The organism is Bacillus sp. z14 (2026) (assembly GCF_058313575.1).
Map to the genome: position 1 here is coordinate 491,302 of NZ_JBZFQK010000002.1, position 16,902 is coordinate 508,203.

The following is a 16,902-nucleotide window of genomic DNA, read 5'->3' on the forward strand; positions in this document are numbered from 1 at the left end:
TGATTAAGAAGAGATTGGTTTGTGAGGAGAACAAATGGTTATAACTGATTTTGAATTATTGGATACTCTTGCTGTTGAACTGAATTTACGTAAGACTGCCGAAAGAATGTTTGTCTCTCAGCCGGCACTTTCACAACGTCTTCAATCAATAGAAAGAGAATGGGGAACACCGCTTTTTATTAGATCAGCAAAAGGAATGACGTTGACGGAGGCGGGAGAAATTGTCGTTCAATATGCCAGGGAATCCCTGAAATTAAAAGAAAAAACACGAGAAAAAGTAGATGCTCTCAATCATAATGTACAAGGTACATTAAAAATTGCGAGTGCTTCTATAGTCGGCCAATATTGGCTCCCGATGATTTTAAAGAAATATGTTAACAAATATCCCAATGTTAAGATCTCACTTGTGACAGGCTGGAGCAGTGAAATGATCGAAAATATCTATAATGGAGAGTCTCATATTGGTATATTGAGAGGGGTTCCTGACTGGCATGGTTATAAAAAGCTATTGTTCAGTGATCACTTATACCTTGTGGATACCGAGCTTAACCAATTATCAGATGCGTTAACTACAGAACGCCCATTTATCTTGTTTAAAAGTGATTCGAACTATTATCGAGAGATTCAAAATTGGTGGATCCGCCATTATGGAATTCCACCGACACGTACCATTCTTGTGGATCAAATTGAAACCTGTAAACAAATGGTGATGAATGGAATTGGGTATGCCATATTGCCCGGTATTTCTTTAAGAGAAGGTGAAGCCTCGTATTTTAAACATCCCTTGTATGATTTGGAGGGGCAGTCTGTTGAAAGAAAGACATGGCTTGTAAGCTACGATGCTTCCTTAGAATTAAGACAGGTTAAGGCTTTTGTAAGTTTGATTGAGGAAATGTTAATTGAATAGAAATGAAATCTCTATTCTTGTTTTTCCTACTCTTGTTTGATAAAGTAATAGAAAATTATTTAGGGGAGAGAAATATACTATGAAAATGATGGATGCAAATGAAATTATATCCTTTATCGGAAACAGTGTGAAAAAAACGCCGGTTAAAGTATACATAAAGGGAGAAATCAGTGAGCTGGTATTTAATCCTGAGGTTAAAACATTTATTACCGGTAACACAGGGGTGATTTTTGGAGAATGGTCTGATATTCAACCAACATTAGAGGAAAACAAGGCGAAAATAGAAGATTATGTTATTGAAAATGATTGTCGAAATTCCGCAATTCCAATGCTGGATTTAAAAGGGATTAATGCACGTATTGAGCCGGGGGCGATTATCCGTGATCAGGTTCATATTGGAAATAATGCGGTGATTATGATGGGAGCGTCCATTAATATTGGTGCAAGCATCGGAGATAAGACTATGATTGATATGAATGCCGTGCTTGGCGGACGTGCAACTGTCGGTGAAAATTGCCATATTGGAGCAGGAGCAGTGTTGGCTGGCGTAATAGAGCCTCCATCTGCCAATCCTGTTGTAATCGAAGATAATGTACTTGTTGGTGCTAATGCGGTTATTTTAGAAGGCGTCAGAGTAGGAGAGGGAGCTGTAGTAGCGGCTGGAGCAATTGTAGTAGAAGATGTTCCTGCTCATACAGTAGTTGCTGGAGTTCCGGCTAAAGTAATTAAAACAATTGATGAAAAGACTAAATCCAAAATTGAAATTAAGGATGAGCTTCGTCAGCTATAATAAAAATGGAAGGGGCGTGGAGATGATGATTTCCGCGCCTGTTTTTAAATTGGAGATGAGGTGAGCTGCAATTTGGAAAAGTTAATTTCTATAAGAAGAGATTTGCATAGGATCCCTGAACCTGGTTATAAGGAATTTAAGACGCAACAATATTTGATAGATTACATAAGAAATCTTCCTCAGGATCGTATAGAATGGGAAAAATGGAGAACAGGAATTTTTGTTCGAGTAAAAGGGCTATCTCCTGAGAAAACCATAGGCTACCGTGCTGACATTGATGGTTTGCCGATTCGAGAAGAAACGGAGCTTCCCTTTAAATCCGAGCATGCAGATTATATGCATGCATGCGGCCATGATTTTCATATGACCATCGCCCTTGGTGTATTAACAGATTTAGTGGAAAATCCAATCAATGACCATGTATTATTTATGTTCCAGCCCGCAGAAGAGGGCCCTGGAGGAGCAGAGGAGATGATTGCTGCTGAGCAGTTTTCTAAGTGGAGACCTGATTTGATTTTTGGATTGCATATAGCTCCGGAATATCCGGTAGGAACAATCGCTACCAAAACAGGTTTACTCTTTGCTAATACCTCGGAGATCTTTATAGATTTTAAAGGGGTTGGTGGACATGCTGCTTATCCGCATCTGACGAATGATATGGTGATTGCATCCTGTCAATTTGTTACTCAGCTTCAGACTATTGTAGCAAGAAATATTAATCCACTTGATTCGGCTGTTGTTACAATTGGGAAAATAACAGGAGGGACTGTCCAAAATAGTATTGCTGAAAATGCGCGGATAGAAGGGACGATTCGGACGCTATCTGAGGATTCTATGCTATTGATCCGGAATCGAATACTGGAAATGGCAAAAGGAATGGAAGTGGCTCTTGATTGTAAGATTAATGTTGATTTTGGTTCTTCCTACTATCAAGTATATAACGAATCTAATCTAACAGAAGAGTTTATGAAATTTCTGTATCAGCGGCAGGATACGACATTCGTCAATTGCAAGGAAGCAATGACGGGTGAGGACTTTGGATACATGATTAAGGAGATTCCAGGCTTTATGTTCTGGCTTGGTGTTCAGTCATCGTATGGATTGCACCATGCTAAATTAAATCCTGATGAAAAGGCACTACCCTTTGCTGTATCGGTTATAACAGATTATATTCGAATGAAATCAATATAAAAAGAGAACCCGGCTAAAGAGATAGCAGCCGGGTTCTCTATATTATTCTGTTCCTTCAGCAGCGTATTGAAGCCTTATTTGATCGATGGCTATTTTAATCCTAGAGCGTAGCTGACGTTCAACATGGTATTGCTGTCCATTTGTTGTTCGGGCTACAATTTGAATTGTATAATCAGCTGTACCCATATCCTGGATGCCAAGAATCTCGGGTCCCATTAGGATATCTTCATCTTTTTCGGCCATTGTATGGCATATTTCTTTAATTGATTTTGTGATTTCCTCCAAATTATCTTCTGCTTTAAGTTTAATTTCCACCATAGCTCTCATAGCTCCACGTGAATGATTGCTTAGTATGGCAATTTGTCGATTGGGAATATAGTGGAGGCTTCCGTCATAACCTCTTATTTGGATTGTTTTAAGTCCGACTACTTCTACAACGCCTTTAATAACTCCTATTGTCACTTCATCCCCAACATCAATCTGTTTTTCGAGCAGGATAAAGAAGCCGGTTACTACATCACTCACTAATCCCTGGGCCCCAAAGCCGACCGCTAAACCAACGATTCCGGCACCGGCTAGAATCGCACTAACGTTGATTCCTAACATTTCCAGGATGGTGACTATTAAGATAAATATAAAGACGTACCCAAAAGCGTTTTTCGTTAAGGATTCCAATGTTTTCGTACGGTTCTCAGAAAGATTCTCTTTGGCCTGCATGCGCGAGAAAATCTTTTCAATGATTTTAAAAGTAAACGTGCGTATTACTTTATAGATTAAATAAAATAAAAAGATTTTTAGAACCCAAATTCCAATATCGAAAAGCCAGGTTTCCCACTTGAGATCTGAAAATTTAAAACCCATTATGAACGAATTCTCCATTAAACCAATCCTTTCCTAACAACTTCTTTATTGATATAAACGGAAGTATTCAATTATGATAGATACAATTTTTTTGGTATACTATAACCTTCATCTTGAAGGAAAATGTATGCAGCCTTTTACTATCATAATAGAATAATATAGATATACCATAAAGGAAGTTGAATGATTTGCCAAGTGAAAGGTAAAATGTTTGAAAAGACATAATCATTATTCAACATAAACTGATACAATGATAAAGTTATAGATAATAAAGCTTGCTTTTATCAATTTCTACAAATTTTAAATATTGACCCTTGAGTTATGTTACTGGTGTGTTCATAGCCACTTTTACTATTTTCCCAAAAAGTTTGGTTGAAAATACTGTAAACATTTAACCGGATTATGTATTATTTGCATATGTGATATTTATTTTGGATATATATTGGAATTTTAGGCGAAAAGAGGGTTCGTTGATTGGAAATCAATCGGTGATTAATAGTTCCGTGGGACATTCAAGAAACATGTGAAGAATGAAGAGCGGTTCTCTCTTTCCGGTAAATAGTATGGATAGGTAATAATCACTTTATAAAACTAAAAAGGAGGCGTCGTAACCTTGAATTTTGAACTGCTGACAATAACGGTATTATGGTCCTTCCTTTATGTATATGTCATAATTGCTTCCATTGAGTTTGGGGTTGGTTTTTTTACATATTATGGTCGTTTTAAAGGTAAGCAGGTGGGAATTCCTAAATCGACAGGTCATTATGATCCACGACTCTGGCATATTACGATTATTTTCTTTATATTTTTTGTGGCAGGATTAATTGGATTTTTTCCGGATACATTTAATTATTTTGGCAGAGCATTGGTTCTACCAGGGCTGGTCGTTTTATTACTGGTAGTCATCAGATTTATGGCACATTTTTTGTATAAAAAAGGGAACAAAACAAGCTGGTCATTTTTGTTCGTTTATGTTTCGACTGGGATCCTTATTCCTGCCTCTTTATCCATTGGGCTTACGATATCTGAGGGAGGTTTTATAAAAAAAGAAGGAGAACGAGTGTTTCTCCTGGTAAAAAAATTGTTCCTCAGTCCTTATTCCTGGAGTGTCGTGTTTCTGACAATTGTAAGTGTATTGTTTATAAGCGCCGTATTCTTGCTCTATTATAAGGAAAAGTCTAATGATAAGGAGGCAAGTATGACTGTGCGAGGCTATGCTCTTTTTTGGAGTGTTCCTACGATCATTGCAGTTGCTTTAGCGACTATTTCATTAAGGGGACATAATTTGCGTCATTTTCAAAATGCTCTGGAGATTTGGTGGTTATTTGCGCTTTCTTTAATTAGCTTTATGGCTGCCCTATACTTAATCATTCGAAATAAAAGACATGGTTTAGCATTTATATTTGTATTACTTCAGTTTTTGTTTGCTTTCTACGGATATGGTATTTCACATTTGCCTTTTATACTTGATCCGTTCATTACATTGGACTCGTTTAATGGGAGCCACTTATGGTTAACATTAGGATGCTTATTGGTAATCGGATTATTGCTTCTGACTCCATTTACTCTATTGATCAATAAAATGTTATTCCGAACAAAATGAAAAACGCGAGTACCTGTTAAGGTACTCGCGTTTGTGCTTTTTATACTTCCATGATAATAGGCAGAATCATCGGACGTCTTTTGGTTCTTTCGTATAAGAAAGGTCCGAGTGTGTCTGTAACTTGATTTTTAATTTCAGACCATTGTGTAGTCTTACGTGCCATGATTTTATTTAAATGCTGAGTGATTAGGTTTTGAGCATCGTTAATCAGATCTCCTGATTCACGCATATAGACGAACCCGCGAGAAATGATATCCGGCCCAGCAGCAATTTTGAACTCTTTCATATTGATGCTGACAACAACTATCACAAGACCTTCTTCTGAAAGAATACGACGGTCGCGAAGGACGATATTTCCAATGTCCCCGATCCCGCTTCCATCAATATAGACATTGCCGGAAGGTACCTTGCCAGCAACGGTAGCACTATCCTGAGTAAGTGCCAGCACTTCACCGTTGTCCATGATAAAGCAATTTTCCTCCAAGACACCGCAATCCACAGCTGTTTGTACATGTGTTCGCTGCATGCGGTATTCTCCATGGATTGGCATAAAGAACTTAGGCTTCATCAATCTGAGCATTAATTTTTGTTCTTCCTGTCCACCATGGCCAGATGTATGAATATTACTTAAAGGACCATGAATGACATCGGCTCCAGCACGGAATAACATATTAATGGTGCGTGATACACTAACCGTATTACCTGGTATTGGTGATGATGAGAATACAACTGTATCACCAGGATTAATCTGGATTTGTCTGTGAGTACCGTTTGCAATTCTAGATAAGGCAGCCATCGGTTCACCCTGTGAACCAGTACAAAGAATCGTTACTTCGTTTGCCGGTAATCTATTTAATTGCTGAGTATCAATAAATGTTTCTTTTGGTGCGGTAATATAACCAAGTTGAAGTCCAATTTCGATGGCATTTTCCATACTGCGACCAAAAACGGCTACTTTCCTGTTGTTTTGTACAGCTGCTTCTGTAACTTGCTGCAGGCGATGAATATTCGAAGCAAAGGTTGCGAAAATAATGCGTCCTTCTACTTTTCGGAATATATCATGTATACTTTCGCCAACTTTACGCTCAGACATAGTGAAATTAGGGATTTCACTATTTGTACTGTCTGAGAGAAGGCATAGAACACCTTCTTTACCAATTTCAGCCATTTTAGTTAAATTGGCAGGTTCTCCAACCGGAGTAAAATCGAACTTGAAATCACCGGTATGTACAATATTGCCCTGTGGTGTTTTAACCACAATGCCGTATGCATCCGGGATACTGTGAGTGGTACGATAGAAAGTAACAGATGTTTTCCGGAACTTGATCACATCGTCCTCTTTAATTTCATGGATAATGGCTTGTCTTAGTAAACCGTGTTCTTCTAATTTCTTCTTTACTAATCCAAGTGCCAATTTGCCTCCATAAAGTGGAATATTCACTTGCTTTAGTAAATAAGGTATCCCGCCAATATGATCCTCATGACCATGAGTAATAAACAAACCTTTAATCTTGTCCGCGTTTTTTACGATATAGGAATAATCCGGTATGACATAATCAATGCCAAGTAATTCATCTTCCGGAAACTTTATTCCGGCGTCAATTAGAATAATTTCATCCTGGAATTGAACGCCATATGTGTTTTTGCCGATTTCGCCTAGCCCTCCGAGGGCGAAAACAGCTGTTTGGTCGTTCTTGACAAATTTCATATATTATTTGGTCTCCGTAATATGGAAATCTGGATTCTGTTTTTCAAATTCCAAATATTCATCTTTAAGAACTTGAACAAATTCAATATTGTATGGAAGGCTTTTTAACTTTTGGCGGACATCTCTTTCCGATTCCCCTTCAACGTAAATAGATTTAGTATTTTCGCGAACGGGTGTCTCAGCTGCGTTCTCCTGAAAAAAAACTTTAAAAATCATGTAAATCTCTCCTAACTTACTCTTGTAAAATTTATAAATAAAGAGGTGGCAAGGAGCAACAACCAGGCCACCTTATCTATTGATATTCATCTTAGACTGTCGGTCTAAACAGTTCATCATCTCTATTATAAGAAAATTTCCTAACATTTGCATGTTTAAACAATTTTCTTTAAGGACTGTTATCTACTTTACCGTATAGAATAAGCCCTCCGCAAGGATATTTGAAGGGCTTTTCAAAAAATTATGCAATTGATTTCCTGCCCATCAGGTCTTTCCATTGTTTGAGAAGCTTTTTTCTGAGCTTTTTTAACATGGCTGACCATCTCCTTTATCTATTATTTTAATGGTAATTAAGCGTTTGGTAAATATGCTTGAGGGATATAAGTACCTAAACGTAAAAATAAATTTATCGTCCCACTCATAAATAGTATATGCTTGGATTCAAAAGCTTATATTGTAATTTATTTACAATCGCGTCTGATTCATAATCTAAGTATAACTAATATCTTTAACCGTTACTATTTTTCCTGAAGAGTCAAGATAACTAATCATAGCTGTTTTCCTGTTGTATGAGATTCCTCATGCAGAGGTTTACTATTTATTATGATAGTATGATTGTAGACAATAATACGTTATATATAGTATTGCGCATCTGGGAGGAAATGTTTATGGGTAAAATTGTATTTTTTGACATTGATGGGACACTTCTAAATTCTGAAAAGAAATTACCGGAATCCACTAAGGAAGCAATCCATTTACTTAGAAAAAATGGGACATACGTTGCAATAGCGACAGGTAGGGCACCTTTTATGTTCAGCCATCTTATTCATGAACTGGAAATCGACTCTTTTGTCAGCTTTAATGGTCAATATGTTGTTTTTGAGCATGAGATGATTTATAAAAACCCTCTATCTCAATCACAATTAGAAAAATTAACGAGAGAAGCAAAGGCGAATGGTCACTCCATGATCTATATGAATGAGAAAACAATGAAAGCCAACGTTACACATGATCCCTTTATAGAAGAGAGTATGGGATCTCTTCATTTTCCACATCCCGAGGAAAAGGGAGACTTTTATAAAAATCATGAAATTTACCAAGCTCTTTTATTTTGTGAGGAACATCATACGTCTCTTTATGAAGGAAACTATTCGGATCTGCAATTCATACGCTGGCATCCATATGCAATGGATGTAGTACCAAATGGAGGGTCAAAAGCTAAAGGAATTGAGTATGTGATTGAGCGCAAGGGATTCTCTATGGATGAAATTTATGCATTTGGTGATGGATTAAATGATCTTGAAATGATTAAGGCAGCAGGTACGGGTGTGGTCATGGGAAATGGTGTACCGCTGTTAAAGAAAGAAGCGGACTTTATTACAAAAAGCGTAGATTCAGATGGGATTTATTACGGATTAAAGGAATTAAAGCTTATATAAATTTGTTAGTAATCAGCAACTGACTAGTCATAAAATAGGGCAGAGCGGTTTAGCCACATAGTTTCTATAAATAAGTGAACAAAAAAAGACTGTAGACCAACCTAAATAGGGAAAATGTCTACAGTCACAGCCGGTGATTAATCACCGGTTTTTATTTTTCAATGGCTACCGCATTGTCTAAATGGGCAAATGGATCTTTAGGATTTATATGATCATAGAACATGACTCCATTTAAATGATCAATTTCATGCTGAATAATAATGGCCATCATGCCGCTTAATCTTAAAGTAATCTCTTCCCCCTCAAGCGTATAAGCTTGTACTTTTACTTTATTGTAACGGGGAACATAGCCTGGTATGGCACGATCTACTGATAAACAGCCTTCTCCGGTACTTAAATAAGCCTTCTGAACAGAATGGCTAATAATTTTTGGATTAAAGAGAGAATAGCTATGGAGCTTATTTTTATCGTCTGTAGCGTGAATGGCAATCATTCGTTTTGAAATATTAATTTGAGGAGCTGCCAGCCCAACCCCAGGACGTAGACCGTATTTTTCTGCTTTTACTGGATCCTGGCTGTTTTGTACATATTCCATTAAGCTTTTGAGAATCTCTTGGTCTTCTTTGGAAGGCGGAATTTGTACTTCCCCCGCTCTTTTTCGTAGAGTGGGATGCCCTTCTCTGATAATATCTTGCATTGTAATCATTATTTCACCTCATAAAACTGTCCATTTATACTCTATAGTCTATCAAACCTTGCATAAAAAGTTAATTATGACTTCTGTAATCTTAACAAACATATAAGGGGTCTGTACGCCTTACTTATCTTTACGTAGTAGCGTATTTTAAGTTTAGGAATTAATCAATAGCAATCATACTACAATATATTACCTTATATTTAGATTACTAAGTAATTTCGGGGGTATTACTCCTATTATATATGTTATTTGTTGTCAAAATATTTCCATTTCGTTATAGTAAAGTAGGGATAGATAGGAGTGCTAATCATGGAAAAATACAAAAAAATTATTACACTTACAGGTATGTTAGTAGTAATCCTTGCATTAACAGGATGTCTAAACAATAGCAGTCCAGAAGAGAAAATTTATGATACTCTGGAGGAAGTGGCTGTATTGGAGGAAGACTTCCAAAAACAACAAGAGCCGCTTCAAAAGCTGGAGGAAGAAGATAATGAACTGTATGGAAAGATTATACAATTGGGTATGAAGGAAATAGAAGAAATACAATCATTATCAAATGATGCTATTAAAGGAATAGAAGAAAGACAAGCGTTAATGAAGAAGGAAAAAGAAGCTATCGATAAAGCTAAGGAACAATTTAAGGATTTAAATGGTCATATAAACGATCTTGAAGACTCATCCTTAAAAGCAGAAGCGAATGAATTAAAGGATACAATGACGAAAAGATATGATGAGTATGATGAACTGTATAAACATTATACAAAGAGTCTTACACAGGAGAATGAGTTATACACACTCTTTAAAAAAGAGGATGTGACCAAAGAAGATTTACAAGAACAAATTGAGAAAATCAATGAAACGTATAATTCACTGATGAACTCAAACAAAAAATTTAATGACTTAACGAATGAATATAATGAACAAAAGATTGCTTTCTATAAAAGGGCAAAACTAGATGTTGATACAGAATAAGAAAAAGCCATCAGGAGTGATGGCTTTTTTTTATAGAAATTCCAGGTTGTCGATAATCAATTCGATAAGTTTTGGTATGTTTTGTTAAGTAGTAAAACCTAATTGATTTTTGACCAGTATCGAGTATGATTATTTTTATTATAATTTAAAAATGGTTATTAGGTTTTATACATTTAGTATTGCATGTTTAATAAGGTTAGTTATTTTGCCCATATTACTTTAGTTTAGGGGATTATAAATACAGAAAGTTCATCTTTGTAAGCGCTTTTTCCACATTCTGTATTAGTATAAAAAAATATTAATGTATAACAGTTTGTCGTTAAAGAAAGTTTGTGAAAATGTTTACATACTCGAATCATATAAGTTGACGGCAATTATTTAAATCGTGTAAACTTTAACCATTGATACAGTTGTACTACTTTTTATCAAGAGGAAACTAATACAGTTATCTAATGGTTTAGGTGTGGAAAACTGGCATTATGATAATTTAAAGATGGATATTTAACCATTTATAGAAAGGAAGATGTGAATCCTATGGCTTCTAAACAACAGAAAGTCCTTATTGAGGCAGAGAAGCAGTTGGAAAGCGTTAGCGACCAGTTCAAGACGTTGCAAATTTTAAATGAAGAGGGAGAAGTCGTAAATAAATCAGCTATGCCTGATTTAAGCGATGAACAGCTTCAAGAATTAATGAGAAGAATGGTTTACACTCGTATTCTTGATCAACGCTCTATCTCTTTGAATAGACAAGGTCGTCTTGGTTTTTATGCTCCAACAGCTGGACAAGAAGCTTCACAATTGGCATCTCAATTTGCTTTGGAAAAAGAAGATTTCATTTTACCTGGTTACCGAGATGTACCACAAATGATTTGGCATGGTCTTCCATTGACTCAAGCCTTCTTGTTCTCTCGTGGCCATTTTGCTGGAAATCAAATTCCTGCAGACGTTAATGTGATTTCTCCGCAAATCATCATTGGTGCACAATATATCCAATGTGCAGGTGTAGCTCTTGGTATGAAGAAAAATGGAGCGAAATCTGTTGCAATCACATATACAGGTGACGGCGGTGCTTCCCAAGGTGATTTCTACGAGGGAATCAACTTTGCTGGTGCATTTAAAGCTCCTGCAATCTTTATCGTTCAAAATAACCGTTTTGCGATTTCTACACCGGTTGAAAAACAATCAGCTGCTAAAACAATCGCTCAAAAAGCAATGGCTGCCGGTATCCCAGGTATTCAGGTAGACGGTATGGATCCATTAGCTGTTTACACTGCAGTTAAAGAGGCACGCGAAAGAGCAATTAATGGAGAAGGTCCTACTTTAATTGAAACTTTAACTTATCGTTATGGTCCACATACAATGGCTGGTGATGATCCAACACGTTACCGTACAGCTGACCTTGATAACGAGTGGGAGAAAAAAGATCCACTTGTTCGTTTCCGTAAATTCCTAGAAGGAAAAGGACTATGGAGCGAAGAGAAAGAAAATGAAGTAATTGAACAAGCAAAAGAAGATATCAAAGTTGCTATTAAAGAAGCGGATAATACTCCAAAACAAAAAGTAACTGATTTAATTATGAATATGTATGAAGAGCTTCCATACAACCTAGAAGAACAATATGAAATTTACAAAGAAAAGGAGTCGAAATAAGCCATGGCCCAAATGACGATGATTCAAGCCATCACTGATGCATTACGTACTGAAATGCGTAATGATCCTAAAGTTCTCGTTTTTGGTGAGGACGTAGGAGTAAACGGTGGTGTCTTCCGTGCTACTGAAGGATTACAAAAGGAGTTTGGAGAAGACCGCATCTTTGATACCCCTTTAGCTGAATCTGGTATTGGTGGATTGGCAATTGGACTTGGATTGCAAGGATTCCGTCCTGTTCCTGAAATCCAATTCTTCGGCTTCGTATTCGAAGTTATGGACTCTATTGCTGGTCAAATGGCTCGTATGAGATATCGCTCCGGTGGTACTTATACTTCACCAATTACAATCCGTTCACCATTTGGTGGTGGTGTACATACACCTGAGATGCATGCAGATAGCCTTGAAGGTTTAATGGCTCAAACACCAGGTGTAAAAGTGGTTATTCCATCTACACCTTATGATGCAAAAGGTTTGTTAATCTCTGCTATCCGTGATAACGATCCGGTAATCTTCTTAGAACACATGAAATTATACCGTTCTTTCCGTCAAGAAGTACCTGAAGGGGAATATACAATTCCATTAGGTAAAGCTGATGTGAAACGTGAAGGTACTGATCTTTCTATTATTACTTATGGCGCAATGGTTCAGGAATCACTTAAAGCTGCAGAGCAACTTGAAAAAGAAGGTGTATCTGCAGAAGTAATCGATTTAAGAACAATTAGCCCGCTTGATATTGATACAATTATTGCATCTGTTGAGAAAACTGGACGCGCAATTGTTGTACAAGAAGCACAAAAACAAGCAGGTATTGCTGCTCAAGTTGTTGCTGAAATCAACGACCGTGCCATTCTAAGCCTGGAAGCACCAGTATTGCGTGTAACTGCTCCTGATACAGTATTTGCATTCTCTCAAGCTGAGCCTATATGGTTGCCAAATCATAAAGATGTACTTGAAACTGCAAAAAAAGTTTTAGAATTTTAACATAACAGGAGATGCTTTCGTGGCATTTCCTGACTAACACAACCATAACTTTAAAAACTGAAAAGAAAGAGGAGGAAGAAAAGCCATGGCTTTTAAATTTAAACTCCCGGATATCGGCGAAGGTATACATGAAGGTGAAATAGTAAAATGGTTTATTAAACCAGGTGATAAAGTACAGGAAGATGACGTACTGTGTGAAGTGCAAAATGACAAATCTGTTGTTGAAATTCCATCTCCAGTAGAAGGTACTGTTCAAGAAGTATTAGTTGAAGAAGGTACTGTAGCAGTAGTTGGTGATGTACTTGTAACTTTTGATGCACCAGGTTATGAAGATGTACAATTTAAAGGTGATGAGCACGGTGAAGAAAAAACTGAAGCTCAAGTTCAATCTACTTTAGAAAGCGGACAAGACCTTAAGAAAGAAGCAGCAGCTCCAGCAAACTCTGATACTCCAACTGGTGCAGGTTCACAGCCACAAGCAGAAGAAACTGCAAGTGACCGTGTAATCGCAATGCCATCTGTTAGAAAATTTGCTAGAGAAAACGGTGTGGATATTCACAAGGTTAAAGGCACAGGCAAAAATGGCCGTGTATTAAAAGAAGATATCCAAGCATTTATGAATGGTGGACAAGAAAGTGCGCCTGTACAAGAAGCTCCTGCTGCCAAAGAAGATTCTAAACCAGCTGCAGCGGCTATTCCTGCAGGAGAATATCCTGAAACTCGTGAAAAAATGAGTGGAATTCGTAAAGCTATTTCTAAAGCGATGGTTAACTCTAAACATACAGCTCCACACGTTACATTGATGGACGAAGTAGATGTGACTAAATTGGTTGCTCACAGAAAGAAATTCAAAGAAGTTGCAGCTGAAAAAGGAATTAAGCTAACATTCCTTCCTTACGTTGTTAAAGCTTTAACAAGTGCATTAAGAGAGTACCCAGCATTAAATACATCTCTTGATGATGCTACACAAGAAATTATCCATAAACACTATTACAATATCGGTATTGCAGCTGATACTGAAAAAGGACTTCTTGTACCTGTAGTTAAAGATGCAGATCGTAAATCTATGTTTGCTATCTCTAATGAAATCAACACACTTGCCGGAAAAGCTCGTGATGGTAAATTAGCTCCTAATGAAATGAAGGGTGCTTCTTGCACAATTTCAAATATCGGTTCTGCCGGTGGACAATGGTTCACACCAGTTATTAACCACCCAGAAGTTGCGATTCTTGGAATCGGACGTATTGCAGAAAAACCAATCGTTCGTGATGGTGAAATTGTAGCTGCTCCTGTATTATCATTATCTTTAAGCTTTGACCACCGTATGATTGATGGAGCTACTGGTCAAAATGCATTAAATCACATTAAACGTTTATTAAATGACCCAGAATTATTATTGATGGAGGGATAAGACATGGTAGTTGGAGATTTTCCAATTGAAACAGATACTATAGTAATCGGTTCTGGTCCAGGAGGTTACGTGGCTGCAATCCGTGCTGCGCAACTTGGACAAAAAGTAACAATCGTTGAAAAAGGAGACCTTGGTGGCGTATGTTTGAACGTTGGATGTATTCCATCCAAAGCCTTAATTACTGCAGGTCACCGTTATCATGATGCCAAACATTCTGAAGATCTTGGTATCACTGCTGAAAACGTAAAAGTGGACTTCTCTAAAGTTCAAGCCTGGAAAGGTACTGTAGTAGAAAAATTAACAAGTGGTGTTGGCGGATTACTTAAAGGTAACAAAGTAGACATCGTTAAAGGTGAAGCTTACTTTGTAGACGCTAATAACATCCGTGTTATGACTGAAAATAGCGCTCAAACATATACATTTAAAAACGCTATTATCGCAACAGGTTCTAGACCGATTGAATTACCGACATTTAAATATTCTGATCGTGTCATTCATTCCACTGGTGCTTTAAACCTTGATCATATCCCTGCAAGCATGGCTATTATCGGCGGTGGAGTAATTGGAGTTGAGCTTGGTTCTGTATATGCTAACTTTGGTACTAAAGTAACCATTCTAGAAGGTATGGACGAAATCTTGGCTGCTTTCGAAAAACCAATGTCTTCTATCGTTAAACGTAACTTGAAGAAGAAAGATGTAGATATCTTCACTAAAGTTAAAGCTAAAGGCGTGGAAGAAACTGAAAATGGTGTAATTGTTACTTACGAAGAAAAAGGCGAAGAGAAAAAAGTTGAAGCTGAATATCTATTGGTAACAGTTGGAAGAAAACCTAATACTGATGAAATTGGTTTAGAACAAGTCGGTATTGAACTAGATGAAAGAGGCTTCATTAAAACAGATAAGCAATGCCGTACATCTGTAAGTAATATTTTTGCGATTGGTGATATCATCTCTGGCCCTCAATTAGCTCATAAGGCTTCTTATGAAGGTAAAATCGCTGCTGAAGTTATTTCAGGACATGCAGCTGAGATTGATTATCTAGGTATTCCTGCAGTTGTATTCTCCGAACCGGAACTTGCAACAGTTGGTTATACTGAACAACAAGCAAAAGAAGAAGGTTTAGATATCGTTGCTGCTAAATTCCCATTTGCAGCAAACGGACGTGCTTTAGCATTAAATTCTGCAGAAGGATTTATGAAGTTAATTACACGTAAAGAAGACGGATTAGTAATCGGTTCTCAAATTGCTGGACCTGGTGCTTCTGATATGATTGCAGAGCTAGGCCTTGCAATTGAAGCAGGAATGACTGCTGAAGACATCGCTATGACTATTCATGCTCACCCTACATTGGGAGAAATCACAATGGAAGCAGCAGAAGTTGCGATGGGAAGCCCAATCCACATTATTAAATAATTAATTATTTTTTACACCCCTATCCTTTTTGGACAGGGGTGTTTTATTTTGTCGGTAAAGTGGTAAAATATAGGATAAGGTTGTCGAAAGGTGGAATTTCATGAGATATGCTATAGCTTTGCTTACATCTATGGTTCTGTTGCTATCTGGTTGCGGAGAAGAAGAGAAGGCGAAAGAAGATACACCTAATAAAAGTGTAGAACAGACACAATCAAATCAGGGAACAAAGCCTAATAAAGCTGAAATTAACAAAGAGGTACCTAAAGAAACAGCAGCGAAGCCGATAGAGGAGATTTCACAAAACTATCAGGTCAATCTAACAAATTGGAAAATTGAGCCTATAGAAGATGGTGAAAAGAAAGTAGCTCTATTAACCATCGATGATGCACCGGATCGATATAGTTTAGCAATGGCAAAAAAATTAAAAGAAATGAATGCCTCTGCTATATTTTTCGTTAACGGACATTTTTTGGAATCGGATGCGCAAAAAAAGATATTGAAACAAATCTATGATATGGGATTTGAAATCGGTAACCATACATATAGCCATGCCGTCCTGCCAGAATTGGATGAAGAGGCGCAAAAAGAAGAAATTATTAAAGTGAATGATATGGTGGAAACTATAACCGGTGAAAGGCCCAGATTTTTTAGAGCTCCATATGGGCAAAACACAGAGTTCTCAAAACAAATAGCCAAAGAAGAAAAAATGCAGTTAATGAATTGGACAATAGGATACGATTGGGAAAAACAGTACCAAGATAAGGACGCTTTAGTGAAAGTTATGCTTACTAGCAAAGAATTGTATCCGGGAGCAAACCTGCTTATGCATGACCGTAAATGGACTAATGATGCAATGCCAGAATTAGTTGAAGGATTACGTGCAAAGGGTTATAGGGTGATAAATCCTCGTGAAATAAAATCTTTTTAATGGAAGAGTTCTGGCAGCCTCAGTAATTAGGCTGCCTTTTTCAATACTATTTTTAAGTAACTAGTTGAAGAGTGGATGGGTGGGTAATATGTTTGTACAGAAATCCTTTGGTATGGTTAGCGCCTGCTTAAG

15 protein-coding genes are annotated in these 16,902 nt (G+C 37.2%); 11 read left to right on the forward strand and 4 right to left on the reverse strand.

Annotation, left to right across the window (positions count from 1 at the left end):
• Positions 1-34 precede the first annotated feature (34 nt).
• The 3 genes from ccpC (at position 35) to AC4G3O_RS08440 (ending at position 2,888) form a co-directional block, all read left to right on the forward strand.
• On the forward strand, positions 35-907 hold the full coding sequence (gene ccpC, locus AC4G3O_RS08430) for a transcriptional regulator CcpC (RefSeq protein ID WP_066100883.1): 873 nt from the start codon (positions 35-37) through the stop codon (positions 905-907).
• A gap of 79 nt (positions 908-986) precedes the next feature.
• Positions 987-1,697, forward strand: coding sequence for a 2,3,4,5-tetrahydropyridine-2,6-dicarboxylate N-acetyltransferase (dapD, locus tag AC4G3O_RS08435; protein ID WP_066100880.1), 711 nt, complete (start codon positions 987-989; stop codon positions 1,695-1,697).
• Between the two features lie 72 nt (positions 1,698-1,769).
• Positions 1,770-2,888 (forward strand): N-acetyldiaminopimelate deacetylase, encoded by a 1,119-nt coding sequence (locus AC4G3O_RS08440; protein WP_066100876.1) that lies wholly within the window; start codon positions 1,770-1,772, stop codon positions 2,886-2,888.
• A gap of 42 nt (positions 2,889-2,930) precedes the next feature.
• Here AC4G3O_RS08440 and AC4G3O_RS08445 read toward each other — a convergent pair whose 3' ends face one another.
• Complete coding sequence (locus tag AC4G3O_RS08445; RefSeq protein WP_066100873.1) at positions 2,931-3,749, reverse strand: mechanosensitive ion channel family protein; 819 nt, start codon at positions 3,747-3,749, stop codon at positions 2,931-2,933.
• A gap of 613 nt (positions 3,750-4,362) precedes the next feature.
• On the opposite strand from AC4G3O_RS08445, the gene AC4G3O_RS08450 reads away from it, so the two are divergent.
• Entirely contained in the window at positions 4,363-5,352 is a 990-nt protein-coding gene (locus AC4G3O_RS08450; RefSeq protein WP_066100870.1) for a cytochrome d ubiquinol oxidase subunit II, read from the forward strand.
• 40 nt (positions 5,353-5,392) lie between these two features.
• Here AC4G3O_RS08450 and rnjA read toward each other — a convergent pair whose 3' ends face one another.
• Together rnjA and AC4G3O_RS08460 are read right to left on the reverse strand one after the other, a co-directional pair.
• Positions 5,393-7,060, reverse strand: coding sequence for a ribonuclease J1 (gene rnjA, locus AC4G3O_RS08455; protein WP_066100868.1), 1,668 nt, complete (start codon positions 7,058-7,060; stop codon positions 5,393-5,395).
• 3 nt (positions 7,061-7,063) lie between these two features.
• Positions 7,064-7,276 carry a DNA-dependent RNA polymerase subunit epsilon gene (locus AC4G3O_RS08460; protein ID WP_066100864.1) on the reverse strand — a complete coding sequence of 71 codons (213 nt, stop codon included), beginning with the start codon at positions 7,274-7,276 and terminating at the stop codon, positions 7,064-7,066.
• A gap of 668 nt (positions 7,277-7,944) precedes the next feature.
• Between AC4G3O_RS08460 and AC4G3O_RS08465 the strand changes: the two genes are divergently transcribed.
• The gene (locus AC4G3O_RS08465) at positions 7,945-8,715 is read left to right on the forward strand and encodes a Cof-type HAD-IIB family hydrolase (protein ID WP_066100860.1); all 771 of its coding nucleotides are present in this window, start codon (positions 7,945-7,947) and stop codon (positions 8,713-8,715) included.
• A gap of 151 nt (positions 8,716-8,866) precedes the next feature.
• Here the strand turns inward: AC4G3O_RS08465 and def are convergent, their stop codons facing one another.
• Complete coding sequence (gene def, locus AC4G3O_RS08470) at positions 8,867-9,421, reverse strand: peptide deformylase (RefSeq protein ID WP_066100859.1); 555 nt, start codon at positions 9,419-9,421, stop codon at positions 8,867-8,869.
• Between the two features lie 300 nt (positions 9,422-9,721).
• Between def and AC4G3O_RS08475 the strand changes: the two genes are divergently transcribed.
• From AC4G3O_RS08475 to AC4G3O_RS08500, 6 genes are all read left to right on the forward strand, one after another.
• The gene (locus AC4G3O_RS08475) at positions 9,722-10,387 is read left to right on the forward strand and encodes a YkyA family protein (RefSeq protein ID WP_491136064.1); all 666 of its coding nucleotides are present in this window, start codon (positions 9,722-9,724) and stop codon (positions 10,385-10,387) included.
• A 534-nt stretch (positions 10,388-10,921) separates the two neighbouring features.
• The gene (pdhA, locus tag AC4G3O_RS08480) at positions 10,922-12,037 is read left to right on the forward strand and encodes a pyruvate dehydrogenase (acetyl-transferring) E1 component subunit alpha (RefSeq protein WP_148629531.1); all 1,116 of its coding nucleotides are present in this window, start codon (positions 10,922-10,924) and stop codon (positions 12,035-12,037) included.
• Between the two features lie 3 nt (positions 12,038-12,040).
• The gene (locus AC4G3O_RS08485) at positions 12,041-13,018 is read left to right on the forward strand and encodes an alpha-ketoacid dehydrogenase subunit beta (protein WP_066100851.1); all 978 of its coding nucleotides are present in this window, start codon (positions 12,041-12,043) and stop codon (positions 13,016-13,018) included.
• 85 nt (positions 13,019-13,103) lie between these two features.
• Positions 13,104-14,429, forward strand: coding sequence for a dihydrolipoamide acetyltransferase family protein (locus tag AC4G3O_RS08490; RefSeq protein WP_066100849.1), 1,326 nt, complete (start codon positions 13,104-13,106; stop codon positions 14,427-14,429).
• Positions 14,430-14,432: 3 nt separating this feature from the next.
• Positions 14,433-15,842: a dihydrolipoyl dehydrogenase gene (gene lpdA, locus AC4G3O_RS08495; protein WP_066100846.1), complete on the forward strand. Its 1,410-nt coding sequence runs from the start codon at positions 14,433-14,435 to the stop codon at positions 15,840-15,842.
• Positions 15,843-15,942: 100 nt separating this feature from the next.
• A complete protein-coding gene (locus AC4G3O_RS08500) occupies positions 15,943-16,770 on the forward strand; it encodes a polysaccharide deacetylase family protein (protein WP_066100842.1) in 828 nt (275 codons plus the stop codon).
• Positions 16,771-16,902 lie beyond the last annotated feature (132 nt).